This window comes from Litorilinea aerophila, assembly GCF_006569185.2.
In the GTDB taxonomy this organism is placed as follows: domain Bacteria; phylum Chloroflexota; class Anaerolineae; order Caldilineales; family Caldilineaceae; genus Litorilinea; species Litorilinea aerophila.
Genome location: NZ_VIGC02000008.1, coordinates 124,533 through 141,026, shown reverse-complemented (window position 1 = coordinate 141,026; position 16,494 = coordinate 124,533). Strand labels below are relative to the sequence as shown.

Annotated in this window: 10 protein-coding genes; 2 read left to right on the top strand and 8 right to left on the bottom strand. The window is 62.3% G+C overall.

Annotated elements, in window-relative coordinates:
* Positions 1–198 precede the first annotated feature (198 nt).
* Positions 199–1,614, bottom strand: a complete 1,416-nt coding sequence (gene glnA / locus FKZ61_RS07975; protein ID WP_141609553.1) for a type I glutamate--ammonia ligase — start codon at positions 1,612–1,614, stop codon at positions 199–201.
* Positions 1,615–2,033: 419 nt separating this feature from the next.
* On the opposite strand from glnA, the gene FKZ61_RS07970 reads away from it, so the two are divergent.
* Entirely contained in the window at positions 2,034–4,262 is a 2,229-nt protein-coding gene (locus FKZ61_RS07970) for a molybdopterin-containing oxidoreductase family protein (RefSeq protein ID WP_141609552.1), read from the top strand.
* A gap of 86 nt (positions 4,263–4,348) precedes the next feature.
* Positions 4,349–5,077, top strand: a complete 729-nt coding sequence (locus FKZ61_RS07965; RefSeq protein WP_141609551.1) for a PIG-L deacetylase family protein — start codon at positions 4,349–4,351, stop codon at positions 5,075–5,077.
* On the opposite strand, the gene FKZ61_RS07960 is transcribed toward FKZ61_RS07965, so the two are convergent.
* The 7 genes from FKZ61_RS07960 to FKZ61_RS07930 form a co-directional block, all read right to left on the bottom strand.
* Positions 5,055–6,383: a glutamate-cysteine ligase family protein gene (locus tag FKZ61_RS07960; RefSeq protein WP_141609550.1), complete on the bottom strand. Its 1,329-nt coding sequence runs from the start codon at positions 6,381–6,383 to the stop codon at positions 5,055–5,057. The two genes, FKZ61_RS07965 and FKZ61_RS07960, sit on opposite strands and share 23 nt — an antisense overlap.
* A 12-nt stretch (positions 6,384–6,395) precedes the next feature.
* Positions 6,396–7,166: an HAD family hydrolase gene (locus FKZ61_RS07955; RefSeq protein WP_141609549.1), complete on the bottom strand. Its 771-nt coding sequence runs from the start codon at positions 7,164–7,166 to the stop codon at positions 6,396–6,398.
* Positions 7,167–7,237: 71 nt separating this feature from the next.
* A complete protein-coding gene (gene uvrA, locus FKZ61_RS07950; RefSeq protein ID WP_141609548.1) occupies positions 7,238–10,228 on the bottom strand; it encodes an excinuclease ABC subunit UvrA in 2,991 nt (996 codons plus the stop codon).
* A 632-nt stretch (positions 10,229–10,860) separates the two neighbouring features.
* The gene (locus tag FKZ61_RS07945) at positions 10,861–12,768 is read right to left on the bottom strand and encodes a glycoside hydrolase family 127 protein (RefSeq protein WP_170199424.1); all 1,908 of its coding nucleotides are present in this window, start codon (positions 12,766–12,768) and stop codon (positions 10,861–10,863) included.
* Positions 12,769–12,962: 194 nt separating this feature from the next.
* Complete coding sequence (locus tag FKZ61_RS07940) at positions 12,963–13,646, bottom strand: GntR family transcriptional regulator (RefSeq protein ID WP_141609546.1); 684 nt, start codon at positions 13,644–13,646, stop codon at positions 12,963–12,965.
* 165 nt (positions 13,647–13,811) lie between these two features.
* Positions 13,812–14,948: a mandelate racemase/muconate lactonizing enzyme family protein gene (locus FKZ61_RS07935; RefSeq protein ID WP_141609545.1), complete on the bottom strand. Its 1,137-nt coding sequence runs from the start codon at positions 14,946–14,948 to the stop codon at positions 13,812–13,814.
* 72 nt (positions 14,949–15,020) lie between these two features.
* Complete coding sequence (locus tag FKZ61_RS07930) at positions 15,021–16,487, bottom strand: sulfatase family protein (protein ID WP_141609544.1); 1,467 nt, start codon at positions 16,485–16,487, stop codon at positions 15,021–15,023.
* Positions 16,488–16,494 lie beyond the last annotated feature (7 nt).

The window sequence follows — 16,494 nt, the reverse complement described above, 5'->3', positions numbered from 1 at the left end:
ATGCAGGATAAGCGAAGCGATTTGCAGGCCTGGGCGCCTGGGCCTCCCAGGCCCAAAGAAGCGGCGGCCTGTATCTGAATGGCCGGAGTCCGGTTGCAGATACAGGCCGCCGCTTGCTTCAACGCTGGGTGTGGGGGACCAGGCTCGCCCCCCACACCCTCCATTCAACCCATGAGTTTCAACCACATTCCCAGGAGATCAGATGCCGTAGTACATCACGAATTCGTGGGGATGGGGCCGCAGGCGCACCGCATCCACATCCGCGACCCGCTTGTGGCTGATGTAGGTTTCGATCAGGTCCTCGGTGAAGACGCCGCCCTCCAGCAGGAACTCGTGGTCCTTCTCCAGCTCCGTCAGGACCTCGCCCAGGGAGCCCTTGACCATGGGCACCCGCTTCAGGGCATCCTCTTCGAAGAGGTCGATCTCCGCCGGATCGCCCGGGTCGATCTGGTTCTTGATGCCGTCCAGGCCGGCCATGAGCATGGCGGCGAAGGCCAGGTACGGGTTGGCAGCCGGGTCCGGGCAGCGGAACTCGATGCGCTTGGCCTTGGGCGACTGGGAGTAGACCGGGATGCGGCAGGCAGCCGAGCGGTTGCGGGCCGAGTAGGCGATGACCACCGGCGCCTCGTAGCCGGGCACCAGCCGCCGATAGGAGTTGGTCGTCGGCGCCGCGAAGGCCAGCAGGGAGTTGATGTGCTTCAGCAGGCCGCCGATGTACCAGAGGGCCAGCTGGCTCAGGCCGGCATAGCCGTCCCCGGCGAAAAGGGGCTCGCCGTTCTTCCAGAGGCTCTGGTGGGTGTGCATGCCAGAGCCGTTGTCCTGGAAAAGGGGCTTGGGCATGAAGGTGGCCGTCTTGCCGTGGCGTTTGGCCACATTCTTGACAATGTACTTGTACAGCTGGACCTGATCCGCCATCTGGACCAGGGGTGCGAAGCGCATGTCAATCTCACACTGGCCCGCAGTGGCCACCTCATGGTGGTGCACTTCCACCTCGATGCCCGCGTTCAGCATCTCCCGGACCATCTCCGTGCGCAGATCCTGCAGGGTGTCGTACGGCGCAACCGGGAAATAGCCGCCCTTGTAGCCGATCTGATGGCCCAGGCCCGGGGCGCCCGAATTCCAGATACCCTCGCCGGAGTCCACGCCATAGCCAGCCGAAAACTGGTTGGTGTGGTAGTAGACCTCGTCGAAAATGAAGAATTCGGCCTCGGGGCCCATGTACACTGTGTCGGCAATGCCGGTGGACTTCATGTACTCCACTGCCCGCTGGGCCACGTAGCGGGGATCCCGGCTGAAGGGCTCGTTGGTGATGGGCTCGTAGACATTGCAGACCAGGCTCAGCGTGGGCACGGCACACATGGTATCGATCAGGGCCGTGGTGGGATCGGCCAGCAGGTTCATGTCGCTGGACTCGATGGTCTTGAAGCCCCGGATGGAAGAGCCGTCAAACCCCAGGCCCTCTTCAAAGGCGCTTTCCGCGTCAAAATGTTCTACCGGGATGGAAAAGTGCTGCCACTGGCCAAACAGATCGGTGAACTTGATATCCACCATTTCAATGCCATGTTCGCTGATGGCCGCCATCACATCCTGTGGCGTCTTACAACCCAGATGCATTATTCCTGTCTCCTCTGAGATGATGTGGCAAAACAGCGGGACAGCGGCTGGAAGCGCCTCCTGGCTGTCATGCCGGAATTTATTTTGTTTGGCCCCCGTTTCCAGGCGTGGGCCGGACCGAAGTCCTGTTTGGATCTTCCTGTTCCTCGACTCTTCCTCTGTTGGTTCCGCCTTGGGTTGCGCAACCCCTGCCCGCCAGGATGTGCCTGCAGGCTGCATCCTGCGCGCAGCAACTGCCCCAAACTATAGCCGAAGCCCGGCCTGTCTACCAGCGCGAATCTGTCCAAAGTTCCTCCAGCGCGGCTTGTACAACCTGCACAACCTGGAACGCCCCCAAACAGGCCGCTTTTGCGACCGGACCGCTCTTTTGTTACACTACCCAAACGGCGTCTGGATCTTCTCATGCAAGGCAAACCACCATGTCCAAACAGAACTTGTACCAGCACGACCCCGCCATCGCCATCATCACCGGCGCCTGCCCCCACGACTGCCCCGACACCTGCAGCTGGCAGGTGGCCGTGGAGCGCCAGAGCGGCCGGGCCGTGGACCTCTGGGGACACCCCCACCACCCGGTCACCGCAGGCCGCCTCTGCGCCAAGGTAGACCGCTACCTGGAGCGCACCTATCACCCGGAACGGCTCACTACCCCCCTGCGTCGGGTAGGCCCCAAGGGCAGCGGCCAGTTTGTTCCCATCTCCTGGGACGAAGCCCTGGGGGCAATCGCCGCCCGCCTGCAGGAGATCATTGCCACCGTTGGGCCAGAGGCGGTCCTTCCCTACTTCTACGCGGGCACCATGGGCTACCTCCAGGGGGAGGGGATGGCCAAACGCTTCTTCCACCGCATGGGCGCCAGCCAGCTGGCCCGCACCATCTGCTCGGAAGCCGGCTTCGAAGGCTATGTGGCCACCATCGGCGCGACCGAAGGGCTGGAGCCCCAGGCCTTTGCCCATGCCCGCCTGATCCTGATCTGGGGCAGCAATACCCTCACCAGCAACGCACACCTCTGGCCCTTCATCCAGGCGGCACGGCACCAGGGCGCCCGGGTCATCGTCATCGACCCGGCCCGCACCCGCACCGCCCGGGCCGCCGATGAGTGGATCCCCATTCGCCCCGGCACCGATGGCGCCCTGGCCCTGGCCCTGATGCACGTCATCGTAGCGGAAGGCCTGTACGACGCCGACTACGTGGCCCGTCACACCCTGGGCTTCGACGCCCTGGCCCAACGGGTAGCCGAATGGACGCCGGAGCGGGCCGCCGAGTTGACCGGCGTGCCGGCCGAGCGCATCCGCACCCTGGCCCGGGAGTACGCCACCACCCGCCCGGCAGCCATCCGCATCAACTACGGCATGCAGCGCCACGCCGGGGGCGGCATGGCCGTGCGCACCATCGCCTGCCTGCCCGCCCTGGTGGGCGCCTGGCGGGAGGTGGGCGGCGGCATCCAGCTCAGCAGCAGCGGCGCCTTCCGCCACCTGGACACCACCTGCCTCTACCGCCCGGACCTGCTCCAGGGACGCACCCCGCGCACCATCAACATGAACCGCCTGGGCGACGCCCTGAGCCTCGACCCGGCCATCCGGGCCCGGGCCCACTACCACCCCCGCCCTGTGGACCCCGTCCCCACGCCGGCAGAGGCAGGCCCCCCGGTGATGGCCCTCATCGTCTACAACGCCAACCCGGCAGCCGTCTGCCCGGACCAGGAGGCCGTCCTGCGGGGGTTGCAGCGGGAAGATCTCTTCACCGTGGTGCTGGAGCACTTCCAGACCGACACGGCAGACTACGCCGACTACGTGTTGCCGGCCACCACCCAACTGGAGCACTGGGACCTGATCAAGCCCTACGGCCACCTCTACCTGGCCCTGAACCGGCCCGCCATCGAGCCGGTGGGCCAGAGCCTGCCCAACAGCGAAATCTTCCGCCGGCTGGCTGGGGCCATGGGCTACCGGGAGCCCTGCTTTGCCCAGGGCGACGAGGAGATCTTGCAGGAGCTCATCGCGGCCCAGCGCCACCCTCGCTTCGCCACCGTCACCTGGGAGGCCTTGCTGGAACGGGGTTTCGTGCGCCTGAATCTGCCCGAGCCATACCTGCCGTTCGCGGAGGGCAACTTCCCCACCCCCAGCGGCAAGTGCGAGTTCTACAGCCAGCGCCTGGCCGACGCCGGCTATGCCCCCCTGCCCACCTACACGCCGCCGGCCTGGCAACAGCAGGCTGCGGAGCAGGGCGATTCCACGGCCCATCCCCCCCTCACCTGCATCTCGCCGCCGGCCCACTCGTTCCTGAACAGCACCTTCGTCAACGTGGAGCGGTTGCGCCGCCGGGAAGGAGTACCGACGCTCCAGATCCATCCCGACGATGCCGCCCCCCGCCAGGTGGTGGACGGCGCGCCGGTCACGGTCTGGAACCAGCGGGGCCGTCTCACCCTGCGAGCCGTGGTGACGGCCGACATTGTGCCGGGCACCGTGCTGGTGCCGGGCATCTGGTGGGCCAAACTGAGCCCAGATGGCCGCAACGTCAACCAGCTCACCGCCCAGGACGAGGCGGATATGGGCGCCGGCGCCACGTTTTACGACGTGCTGGTGTGGGTGGCGCCCGCCGTGGACCTGAACCCTGCGGCCGCCGAGGCCCGTGGGGCCATGGCGGTAGCAGGGTAGACAATCCTGGCCGAAGTGCGCCAGGGGGTCCCCCAGAGAAGACCGGTGCATTTCGGCCGCGGTCTTTGCAACAGACGGGAGTAACCATGGGAACCCCGGAAACCAAACGGGTCGGCCTGGAGGCATTTGCGGAAGTCCAGCGGCTGATCGTGGTGGCGGCCCACCCCGACGATCTGGAGTGCATCTGCGGCGGCACAGTGGCCATGCTGGCCGAGCGGGGAGTGGAGATCTTCTCGGTCAACTGCACCCTGGGCGACATCGGCACCCGAGAGGCTGGCATCCTGCGGCCGGCCCTGGCCGCCACCCGCCTGGCCGAGGCCGAAGAGGCCGCCCGCCTGTTGGGCATCCGCCGGGTCTACAACCTGGGCCACCACGACGGCGAGCTGGTGGCCAGCCTGGAGCTGCGGGCCCAGATCGCGCGGCTCTATCGCCTCACCCAGGCCGACACCCTCTTGACCTTCGATCCCTACTGGCCCGGCCAGATCCACCCGGACCATCGGGCCGCGGGACAGGCTGCGCTGGACGCCTACATGCCCTCCAAGATGCCCCTCTATCGGCCCGAGCAACTGGCTGAAAATGGCGCCGACCTCTGCCGCCTGACCCGGGTCTTTCTCTTCTCCACCCAGCGGGAGCCGGACGTGTTTGTGGATGTGAGTGCCGTCTATGAGCGCAAGGTGGCCGCCTGCCTGGCCCACCGTAGCCAGTTTCCCGAGGGAGAGAAGAATCTGGATTGGATGAAGGAGATGGACGCCCGGGCGGGCGAGGAGATTCAGGTGCCCTACGCGGAGGTCTTCAAGACGATGCCGGTCTGGTGAGGGCCGGGCGGATGGCGGCGTGGGCCAGCAGGCCGTGGAGGCCGTCCACCTGAAAGATGCGGCGGGCCTGTTGGGCCGGGTTCAGCTGCCGTTGCAGCCGGTTGTGGATGGGCAGGAGCAGCCGTTCCTCGCCGAAGCCCCGCCGGCGCAGGGCTTCCTCGGCCATGGCCACGATGCGGTAGAGGAAGCGGGGGGCCGGCTGGGGCGCGGCCAGGCCCCGGGCGATGACCTGCCGGTGGTAGTTGCGCATGATCTCCCAATACTCTTCCCCCAGCGCCTCCTGCACGTAGGCCAGGATCTCCCTGGCCGCCTCGATGAGCCCCAGGCTCAGGGCCATGGCGGCCATGTGCTCCCGCCACGGCTGCTGACAGGCCGGCCGAATCTCGATGGTGCCATAAGCGGCTCGAAGCCGCGCGCTATTCCAGATGTAGTGTTCGTGGAAGAGGAAGGCCTCGAAGTCGGGGCCGTGCTCCAGCAGATACTCGGTGAAAAGCCGGGAGCTGGGCACCACCTCGTTGTCGGCGCGCAGGATCAGGAAAGTGGTCTGGGAGACGGTATCCACGTAGTCGACGATGCTGGTGTAGGGGCGGGCCGGCATGCCGTGGCGGTGCTCGCTGGCGTGGATCTGGGCCATGCGCCCTTCCCGGCCGCTGCAGAAAGGGCTCAGCCGGCCCTCGTAGACGGGCGAGTTGGCACAGAGGGCGATGATGACCGGCGCCATCAGGTTGCCCAGGTTGAGCATCTCCACCATTTCATCCCGGCCGATGTCGATCTGGATCTGGTCGCTGGCGGTGACCGTGTACCAGAGCCACTCCGCGCCCATGGCCCGATAGAGGCTCTGGTAGCGCTGTTTGGGGGACATGAGGCGCAGGGTCGGCGGCGAAACCGGCTGGATGCCATAGCCCAGCACCATCCAGCTTCGCCGGGCCGCGGCCCGTACCAGCCGGGTCACCGCGGCCTCCAGGATCTCCTGCAGGGTGAACAGGTCCGGGCAGGGCCGGGTGTTGATCTCCACCGTGCCCACGCCCACCTCCAGGGCGTAGGAGTAGTCCTCGCCGGTCAGGGCCACGATCAGGTTGCGGGTGCCGTCGTCGTACTTGGGTTCCAGGTCGCCCCGGGCCAACAGATAGTCCCAAAGGCGGCGCACATCGGCGGCTTCGCCCGTGGCGGTGACCACCGGATACTCGGCCTCCCGGCCCACGGTGCGGGGGCGGGAGACGGTGGCCGGGAAACAGGCCATGAAACGCTCGGCCAGCACCGCAACCGCCTCGGCGACGGCAGGGTGATTGGATGAGGAAGGGTGCATGGCTGAGCTCCGTTAGCGCAGGCGGCGGATGATGTCGGGCAACTGGCGGAAGTCGCGACAGACGGCGTGGGCCCGGGTGCGGCTGCTGCCCCGGTCGACGATGCCGGTGAAGAGGATGGCCCGCATGCCGATGGAGCGGGGGCCGACCACGTCGTTCTCCTCCCGGTCGCCCACGTGGACGATGTTCCACGGGTTGAAGCCCAGGCTCACTGCGGCCCGCCGGAAGATCTCCGGCGACGGCTTGGACGCGCCCACCTCGTCGGAAAAGATAAAGCAGCTGAAGTACTGGAGCACTCCCTGCCGCTGCAGGAGGTAGCGCAGCCCCCGGCCGTGGGTGTGGATGGTGTCGGAAATGATGCCCAGCCGGTACTCCTGGGACAGGGCCTGCAGGGTCTGGTGCAGGCCGGGGACAAAGTCGGGCTGAATCCGGATCTCCATGGCCTCGATCTCCCGGGCCAGCTCGTCCACCTCCCGTACCAACCGGGCGTACTGGCCGGGCGCCGGCTCCAGGCCCAGGTACTCGTAGGCGTAGTAGAGGCGGGTGACCACGCTGGGGGTGCGGTGGTTGTTGTGCCAGTCCTCCCGGAAACGCTGGTTGGCCCGCTGGTAGGCTTCCGCTGCCCGCTCCCGGCTGATGTGGGGGTGGAGCGCGGTGACCCGGTTCACGAAGAGCTGGACCCTGGCTTCGGCTTTGCTGGGCAGGTTGAGAGCAGCCCGCTTGGGTTCATCGGAGTCATCAATGGCCAGGGTATCCCAAAAGTCGAAGGTGACAGCAGCGATCATGGACGTTTCAGCCGTCGATAGGTAGGTGGAGGGCCGGGCCCACGGGGGATGCTCACCCCGGGGCGGCCCCTTCAGTCGGCGGAGAGCACCGCGTCCCGGGCCAGGATGGGCCGGAGGAACTGGCCGGTGTAGCTCTGCTCCAGGGTAGCGATGTGTTCGGGCGTGCCCTCGGCCACCACGTAGCCCCCCTTGTTGCCCCCCTCCGGCCCCATGTCGATGATCCAGTCACAGCTCTTGATCACGTCCAGGTTGTGCTCGATGACCAGGACGGTGTTGCCCATGTTGACCAGCTCGTGGAGGACGTTGAGCAGCTTGCGCACATCCTCGAAGTGGAGGCCGGTGGTGGGCTCGTCCAGGATGTAGAGGGTGTTGCCCGTGGCCCGGCGGCTCAATTCCTTGCTGAGCTTGATGCGCTGGGCCTCGCCGCCCGAGAGGGTGGTGGCCGGCTGCCCCAGGCGGATGTAACTCAGCCCCACCGCGTTCAGGGTCTCCAGCTTGTTGCGGATGCGGGGGATGTTCTGGAAAAAGTCCAGGGCCTCTTCCACGGTCATGTCCAGGGTGTCGGCAATGGACTTGCCCCGGAACTTGATCTCCAGGGTCTCCCGGTTGTAGCGCCGGCCCTTGCACTCTTCGCAGGGGACGTAGACGTCGGGCAGGAACTGCATTTCGATGCGGATGATGCCGTCGCCCTGGCAGGTCTCACAGCGGCCGCCCTTGACGTTGAAGCTGAAGCGGCCGGGCTTGTAGCCCCGGGCCTTGGCTTCGGGCAGGCTGGCGTAGAGGTCCCGGATGTAGGTGAAGACGCCCACGTAGGTGGCCGGGTTGCTGCGGGGCGTGCGCCCGATGGGGCTCTGGTCGATGTCGATCACCTTGTCCAGGTGCTCCACACCCTCGATGCCGGCATGTTTGCCGGGCCGGTCCTTGGCCCGGTACATCATCTGGGCCAGCTTTTTGTAGAGAACCTCGATCACCAGGCTGGACTTGCCGCTGCCGCTGACGCCGGTGACGGCGATGAGCTTGCCCAGGGGGATGCGCACATCCACATTTTTCAGGTTATTCTCGCTGGCCCCCCGGATGTAGAGGTACTTGCCGTTGCCTTCCCGCCGCTCCCGGGGGACGGGGATACGCTTTTCCCCCCGCAGGTACTGCGCGGTGAGGCTGTCTGGCGACTGGAGAAATTCGTCCCGGGGTGCGGAGCAGACCACATGCCCGCCGTGCTCGCCGGCGCCGGGTCCCATATCCACCACCCAGTCCGCGGCGCGGATGGTATCCTCGTCGTGTTCCACCACCAGCACCGTGTTGCCCAGGTCCCGCATGCCCTGCAGGGTGGCGATGAGGCGGGCGTTGTCCCGCTGGTGCAGGCCGATGCTGGGCTCATCCAGGATGTAGAGCACGCCCATGAGCTGGCTGCCGATCTGGGTAGCCAGGCGGATGCGCTGGGCCTCGCCGCCGGAGAGGGTCACCGCGGTGCGGTCCAGGGTCAGGTATTCCAGGCCCACGTTGACCATGAACTGGAGCCGGGCAGCGATCTCCTTGAGGACCTGGTAGGCGATGGCCTGCTCCCGGGGCGTCAGGGGGGAGCGGTCGTTGGGGATGCGTCCATTCTGGCTTGGGTTGGCTGGCGCTCCCTCGCCCGGCGTCGGGGTTTCCCCTTGCAGCCAGCGGATCCAGCGCAGGGAGTCTTCCACGGGCATGCGGGAGATCTCCCAGATATTTTTGCCGGCGATGGTGACGGCCAGGGCTTCCGGGCGCAGGCGCTTCCCCTGGCAGGCCGGGCAGGGGCGCACGCTCATGTACTCTTCCAGCTTGCTGCGGATGTAATCGCTGTTGGTCTCCTGGTAGCGGCGCTGGAGGTTGGCAATCACCCCGTGGAAGGTGGTCTCATACTGGCGAGCCTGGCCGCTGCTGTTGCGGTACTCAATGCGCACCTTCTCTTGCTTGCGGGGCGGGCCGTAGAGGATGATGTCCCGCTGCTTGCGACTCAGTTCCCGCACGGGAACCTGGTAGGGAATGGCGAACTGGCGGCAGACAGCCTGGAGCAACTGCTGGTAGTAGCCGTCGCCGTCGTCCCCGTTCTGGCGGCGCCAGGGGCGCACCGCGCCCTCGGCCAGGCTCAGGTCCTCTTCCAGGATCAGGTCGGGGTCAAACTCCTGGAGGGTGCCCAGCCCGGTGCAGGTAGGGCAGGCGCCATGGGGGCTGTTGAAGGAAAAGGTGCGGGGCTCGATCTCCGGCAAGCTGGTACCGCACTTGATGCAGGCAAAGTGCTCGCTGTAGGTACGGTCCTTGGGGTTATCGGCGTCGGTGACGTCCGCCACGATCATGACCCCTTCACCCAGGCGCAGGGCCGTCTCCACCGAATCGCTGAGGCGGGTAACATCGGTGCCGGGCAGCTCCTCGCCCGGGTTGTCCGGGTCGGGTCGGGGGTGGCGCACGATGATGCGGTCGATGACAGCCTCAATGGTGTGCATCTTGTAGCGGTCCAGCTCGGGCACCTCGGTGACCTCGTAGAGCTGGCCGTTGACCCGCACGCGGACGTAGCCCTGCTTCTGCAGCTCCTCGAAGACGCCTTTGTGATGGCCCTTGCGGTCCTTGATCAGGGGGGCCAGGATCAGGAGGCGACTCCCCTCGGGCATCTCCAGGATGCTGTCCACGATCTGGGTGGGGCTCTGCTGGGTGATGGGCTCGCCGCATGTGGGGCAATGGGGTTGGCCGATGCGGGCGTAGAGGAGGCGCAGGTAGTCGTAGACCTCCGTGACGGTCCCCACGGTGGAGCGCGGGTTGCGGCCGGCGCCTTTCTGGTCGATGGAGATGGCTGGGCTGAGGCCCTCGATCTGGTCTACATTGGGCTTTTCCATCAGCCCCAGAAACTGGCGGGCGTAGGCCGAGAGGGACTCCACGTAGCGGCGCTGGCCTTCGGCATAGATGGTGTCGAAGGCCAGACTGCTCTTGCCGCTGCCACTCAGCCCTGTGATCACCACCAGCTTGTCCCGGGGGATCTCCAGGTTGATGTTCTTCAGATTGTGCTCGCGGGCACCCCGTACGATCAGCTTATCTAAAGCCATGGAAAGCGTGTCCTTACCCCCTACTCACGGCACTGGTACAATCTGGCGTCAACACCACGGCAGAAATTCCGGATGCCCTCTGGGCGCACGACCTCTGGTGAATGAATGACTCCGCTGCAAAAAGGGCATTTTTGAACGCAAAGGCGCAAAGGCGCAAAGGCGCAAAGAAACGCAGGAGAGAATCGCCCGAATCAGCGTTCATCTGCGTGGGTCAGCGTCCTCATTTGACCTTTGTGCAGTAGAGCCATGAATACGACGGCGACTTTCTGCCAAGATTTACCAGTGCGACCTCACAACGACCAGCCAGAACCCTGGCGCGTCCAGGCGAACGGGTGTTCGTGCGCCGTGTTATTGTACGCCATCCCGAGGGAGAACGCAATAAAATAGAGGGGTATGGGCTTTCATGGTGCCCTACACGAAACGCAGGAGAGTGACGAAAAAACAGCGCTCTGCGCGTTGTTCGCCGCGGCTTCTCGTGTATTTCTACACCACAGCTTCTAGAATTTGGCTCATCTACCACAAATGTGCGCTACCCATCCCGGTTTCGCAGGGAACCGAACAGGTTCGCACACATTTGGGAGATGAGCCCTGGAATTTTCGCAGTCGGTCGGGATCGGTTGAGCCCCACTGGGCTAACAGAGGGGGAGCCAAACGGTCATCTGGGTCTCACCCCGATTATTCCAGGCGTAGTAGGGAATCAACCTCACCTGCACAGGCTGACGGGACTCGCCGCCGAGGATACGATAGAGTTGACCGTCCCAGGGAGGGCCATGGATGACCCAGGCATCTAGCTCCAGGGTGGCGAGCCCGCCTAACAGTTCTTCATCATAACGGACCACAGGGCGGACATCGCGGGGGATGTAGATTTCATCCATGGAGACCGCCGGGGGTAAGTCCACGGACTCCAGACAATATACCACGGGGCCGCGCATGATGGCCACATGATTAGCGGCCTCCTCGACTTTGGGATGCGCCTTCACGAGACGAGGCTCCATGGGCAGGTCCAGCTCAATCACATCTCCGGGCGACCAGGAGCGTTTCAACACCGCATAGGTACCTGGCTGGGGTTGCTCGGCCCAATGCTCGCCATTCACCCGGAGGGTTGCCCCCGTCGCCCAACCGGGTATCCGTAGCATGAGGGCCATGGGGTGGGTAGGGACTGCTGTCAGGGTGATTTTGATGTAACCGTCCCATGGATAGTTAGTCTCCTGCTTCAGTCGGATGGAAGAGGTGCCATCCAGGGACGTTTCCAGGGTGTTCCCGCCATACAGGTGGATCCAGAGACCTTCCGGCGACAGGCTATACGCCCATTCATGCAGTTGTGCGATGGTGCGTGCCACCTGGGGCGGGCAGCAGTAGCAATGAAAAGTATGCCAGCGAGTGGGAGCATCTTGACTGAGCAGGAGGTGTTCGGCGCCATACCAGCGCAAAGGATTGGTATAGCAGAAATGGGTCCCATCCATGCTGACGCCAGAGAGCAAGGTGTTGTAGGCGACCAATTCCATGATGTCGCTGAAGCGTGCCTCCCCCGTGATACGCAACATCCGCCAATTCCACATGGCATTGCCGATATTCGCACAGGTTTCATTATAAGCAGTGGCATTTGGCAGCTGATAATCCAGGCCAAAGGCTTCCCAGATGCGGTCTCCCCGCTTGGAAACCGCGTGGTGATGGGTCCCCACACCGCCGGTGATGTACATTTTGCGAGTGGTCATATCCAACCAGATGCGCTGTAATGCCTCCAGGAGCGCCTGCTCCCCAGTTTCCATATAGACATCTGCAGCGCCGGAATATAGATAGGTAGCCGTTACGGCGTGCCCCACAGCCTCGGTTTCCTGTCGTAGAGGGATACGATCTTGGATCTGATCGGTACCGCCACCCCCCCGATCATCCTGCTGGCGGCCAGGCGTTTTGGGTGCGGATCCTCGCATATCCACAAACGTCTGGGCCAGTTCCAGGTAGCGAGTTTCACCCGTGATGCGGTAAAGGTCTACCAGGGCCATAATGTTGGAAGGATTCCAGCCAAAGTTAGCCAGCTCAGGCGGACGAGGTTGAAATACCTGGTACAGGTAATCAGCGAGCTTACGGGCGACCTGCAGGAAGTTCTCTTTGCCGGTTACCCGATGGTGGGCACAGGCCGCCGTGATCAAATGGCCCATATTATAGAGCTCATGAAATTGGGGCGCCTGCCAGCGCCCTTTGTCGGTCAATTGCACCTGAGTGCAGATGTATCCATCGGGTTCCTGGGCTCGGGCAATGACGTCGATCAGTTCGTCGAGGAGGCGATCTAGCTCCGGATCATCCACCACACCCAAGACGTGGATGATGGCCTCCATCCATTTATAGCAGTCACCGTCGCTCCAGAAAGTACCCTGATGTCCCCCCTCCTGTAGACCGGCGGCCACGTAGAAGTTGCTCAGCACTGCGCCGTTGTCTGGGTCGTTCAAAGCGCGGTGGATGGCGGGGATCATCTGGCTGCGAACTCGTGCGAAATGGTCAGCCCAAAACCCTTCAGTCCAGCGGACAGTTCCGGGCCCCATGGGTGACATCCTGGCGTGGGGGCTTTGGGGCAAAACCGGCTGAAGGCGTTGGCTCGTGCTGTGTGAACTTGCCATCATTTTCTCCATAGGGTGGATTTTAGAATGGTAAATTTTAGAGCAGATGCAGAGGGACTGATACCAGGTCTGGTACCAGGGCAAGGGCACCTCGCGGCCAATGGACGGGGCTGGCAGCCTCAGGGGGAATCGGACTCTCCGTTGCCACCGTTCCAGTCTTCGTATGCGCGGCGGAACGCGTTTTCCAGGTGAGTGCGTAAACGTTGCCGGGCGGCTTCCACATCTCGAGCCCGAAGCGCCTCCATGATTTCCAGGTGTTCGGGAAGTGCCTGCTCATACGAATCCGGGTGGCGTGCCACCAGGGTCGCGCGGGCCCAGACATTCAAGTCATGGAGATCCCGCATAATTTCCTGGAGTTTGGGATTATCACAGTATTCGATGATCAGGTCGTGCAGGGTATGGTCCCGTTCAATCAGAAGCGTTCGATCGCCGGTTTCCCGCAGCTGGCGCTCCGCTTCCCGGTAGTAGTGGTATGCCTCCTCGATCTTTTCATCCGGGATCAAGAGGGCGGCCGTTTCGATGGCCAGACATTCCAGCGCAATGCGCAAATCGAAGATATTCTTGAACGATTTCTTGTCAATCGTGGCGACGTAGACACCCCGCCGGGGCAACACTTTGACCAGGCCGATCGATTCCAGGCGCCTGATGGCATCCCGAACTGGGGTGATGCTGACCCCCCATCTATCGCGGAGTTCGTCGGGAGAGATTCGCTGCCCAGGTCGATACCGGCCGGCAAGGATTTCAGCTTTCAGTGCGTCTTCAATTTGTTCGCTTAACGATGTTGTTTCAACGATAGTTGTCATTTTTGCTTTTATCCCCACTCCAAGGTCAACAAGTAAGCCCAAGCAACCAAATCTCGCGGCAAGGGACTGGGCGCCGCTGACACGCAGCAAACCAATCAGCCTCTCTCCATAAGGACTGGAACGTTTAGCCTCGCCATGGGCGAATGGTCGAGGCTATCCCGACCGTCATGAAGGGCAGTAACGCGCCAGATGCGTTTCATCCACCTCAACGCCCAGGCCGGGTTGGTCGGGCACTTGAATGAAGCCATCTTTGACGTAGCCCGGCAGGTAGGTCAACTGCCGCAAGGGGTGTTCCGTCTGATCCAGTTCCACCATAAGGGGCTGAGGGTTCAGGGATGGCGGGATATTGGGCAACGCAGCCAGGAAGTGTAGAGCAGCAGCCAGGCCAACGGCTGTCCCCCAGACATGGGGCAGACAACGCACATGCCATGCGCTGGCCAGCGTGGCTATTTTTCGCCCCTCTGAAATGCCCCCCGTCAAACAGAGATCAGGTTGAACGATATCAACAGCCCCTTGGACAATTAAGTCTCGAAAGCCGTAGCGGGTAAACTCTGCCTCGCCCCCAGCTATGGGGATGTCCAAAGCCTGCCGAACCCGACAATAGCCGGCGACGTCCTCTGGAGATACAGGTTCTTCGAACCAGGCGATATCGTATGTTTCTAAGATCCGGCCCAGTCGGATAGCTGAAGCCACGTCATAGGCATGGTTGGCATCTACCATTAACTCGACATCCTCGCCGATGGCGCTCCGCACACTCTGGATATAGCGTGTGTCGGCTTGAATGCCAAAGCCAACTTTCATCTTCATGGCGCGGAACCCTTGCTCCACGTAGCGGCAAGCCTCCTCTGCCAGAGCGATGGCCGGATCAGCACATTCGGTGATGTACATCCCGGTAGCGTAAGCCTGGATCTGCTGGCGAAAGGCGCCCCCCAGCAATTGGTAGATCGGCAGGCCGGTCGCTTTGCCGTAGATGTCCCACAGCGCGATATCGACGCCGCTGAGGGCAGCTGTCGTGATCCCCTTTTGACCGTAGTCTTTGGTCCAGTTATACAAATGTTCCCAGATAATTTCAATATCCAGGGGATTCCGTCCGATGAGCAGGGGCTTGTATGTCTGCTCAATCATACCGGTGACAGCCGCCCAGGCGTCGTGGCAGAAGACTTCACCCCAGCCGGTGATGCCCTCATCGGTCATTACCTTGACCAGGACCGTGGTGCGATGTGTGACCCATTTTTGCGAATAGCTGAAGGGGCGTTCCAGCCTGCATCGAAGCGGATAGGCGACAAGATTTTCAATCTTCAAATTCAACACTCCCGGGCAGTTCTCATTGGTTTTCGACCTCAGCAAGAATCATCACGCTAGCTTGAGGCACGCCTAAATGGGCGGAGTATCTGGATGCCAGATCACATGCATGTTGTGTCCCAGCTGGATGAGCTTATCCAGCAACCGGGTCATCAAACGGTGTTTGATCTCCTGAAATTGTCCATCAAACCAGAGGTTCACCCTTTCCTCTGGATCGCTGGCCAAATCGTAGAGTTCGCCATATTCCCGTTCCGCGTAATAGGCCAGTTTGTACTGTCCGACGCGAATCCCTCGAATGTCCCGGGCTTCCATATAAATTTCGTCCCACCGAACTGGCGCTTCGGTCTGATTGAAAAATTGAGTCAAACTACGTCGAGAGATGTCGGGCGGAACTTCACAGCCGGCTGTGGCCAGACAGGTGGCGGCAACCTCGACGGAGCTGACAAACGAATTCTCCTGATACCCTCGAAACCCTTGTATCGGCGGCTTGATGAGGAAAGGAATACGCATTAAAACTTCTGACAGGCACTGCATCTTCTGGGCCATTCCAAAGTCGCCCAGGAAATCTCCATGGTCGGACAGGAACAGGATCAAGGTATTCTCATAGTCCCCACATTCTTTCAAAGCTTCGATGACAGCCCCTATTTTCCGATCGATGAGTGAGACGTTGGCATAATATGACTTGCGCATCAGCCGGATTTCCGCATCGCTCATGCGCGAGCGGATAGCCTGCGCAGTTTCATCAAGCTCGCAATACCGCTTTAACAAGTGTCGAAAATGTGGTGGCTTCTGAAAGATATCCTCCGGCGCGGTTGAAGGCAATGAGATTTCGACCTGCTCGTAGAGAGCCTCGTCTGGCAAGCCAATGCCGTCAAACGGCGTATGAGGACCCGGGAAAGAGAGGGTGAGGAACCACGGTTTGCCGACAGGCCTTTGGTTGCGAATCCACGCTACTCCCCGGTCGCCCACGAAGGCATCCACGTGGTATCGCTCGTCGGCTTTCCAGCGGTACACTTCTTTGGTCGAAGGTACTTTTTCAAATAACTGGCTCCCCTCCGTAAAACCGCTGTCAGCCAGAAAGCATATATAGCTGGAAGCTGAGTCCAACACGGTGGAATTGGAAGGCAGGCCAAACCGACTGGGGTCTACTTCCTTGTGAATACGCCTGGGCGGGAAATGTTCGTCAATGATCTCCAGATAGTCATATCCCTTGTCAATTTCTGACTTCCAGAAATGTTGTTTGCCGATTACAGCCGTGTAATAGCCCGCTTCCTGGAGCCTTTTCATGAAAGTGACTTCATGTTTGGGCAAATAGGTCATATAAGTGGGCACGCCACACTGGGATGGATATTTACCCGTAAAAATGGCCGCCCGGGCAGGAATACAGGAAGGGTTGGTGGTGTAGGCATTCGTAAAGAGCACAGACTCCTGCGCCAGTTGGTTCAGATGGGGGGTCTGCACCTCCGGATTGACATAACCCACAGCGTCATGTCGCTGCTGGTCGGTCATGATCAGGAGGATATTCGGCCGCGGATTCATGGATTCA

Excerpts from the sequence above, each read along its gene's own strand:
- glnA (WP_141609553.1), bottom strand. The coding sequence starts at position 1,614 with ATGCATCTGGGTTGTAAGACGCCACAGGATGTGATGGCGGCCATCAGC.
- FKZ61_RS07970 (WP_141609552.1), top strand. The coding sequence starts at position 2,034 with ATGTCCAAACAGAACTTGTACCAGCACGACCCCGCCATCGCCATCATC.
- FKZ61_RS07965 (WP_141609551.1), top strand. The coding sequence starts at position 4,349 with ATGGGAACCCCGGAAACCAAACGGGTCGGCCTGGAGGCATTTGCGGAA.
- FKZ61_RS07960 (WP_141609550.1), bottom strand. The coding sequence starts at position 6,383 with ATGCACCCTTCCTCATCCAATCACCCTGCCGTCGCCGAGGCGGTTGCG.
- FKZ61_RS07955 (WP_141609549.1), bottom strand. The coding sequence starts at position 7,166 with ATGATCGCTGCTGTCACCTTCGACTTTTGGGATACCCTGGCCATTGAT.
- uvrA (WP_141609548.1), bottom strand. The coding sequence starts at position 10,228 with ATGGCTTTAGATAAGCTGATCGTACGGGGTGCCCGCGAGCACAATCTG.
- FKZ61_RS07945 (WP_170199424.1), bottom strand. The coding sequence starts at position 12,768 with ATGGGGCCCGGAACTGTCCGCTGGACTGAAGGGTTTTGGGCTGACCAT.
- FKZ61_RS07940 (WP_141609546.1), bottom strand. The coding sequence starts at position 13,646 with ATGACAACTATCGTTGAAACAACATCGTTAAGCGAACAAATTGAAGAC.
- FKZ61_RS07930 (WP_141609544.1), bottom strand. The coding sequence starts at position 16,487 with ATGAATCCGCGGCCGAATATCCTCCTGATCATGACCGACCAGCAGCGA.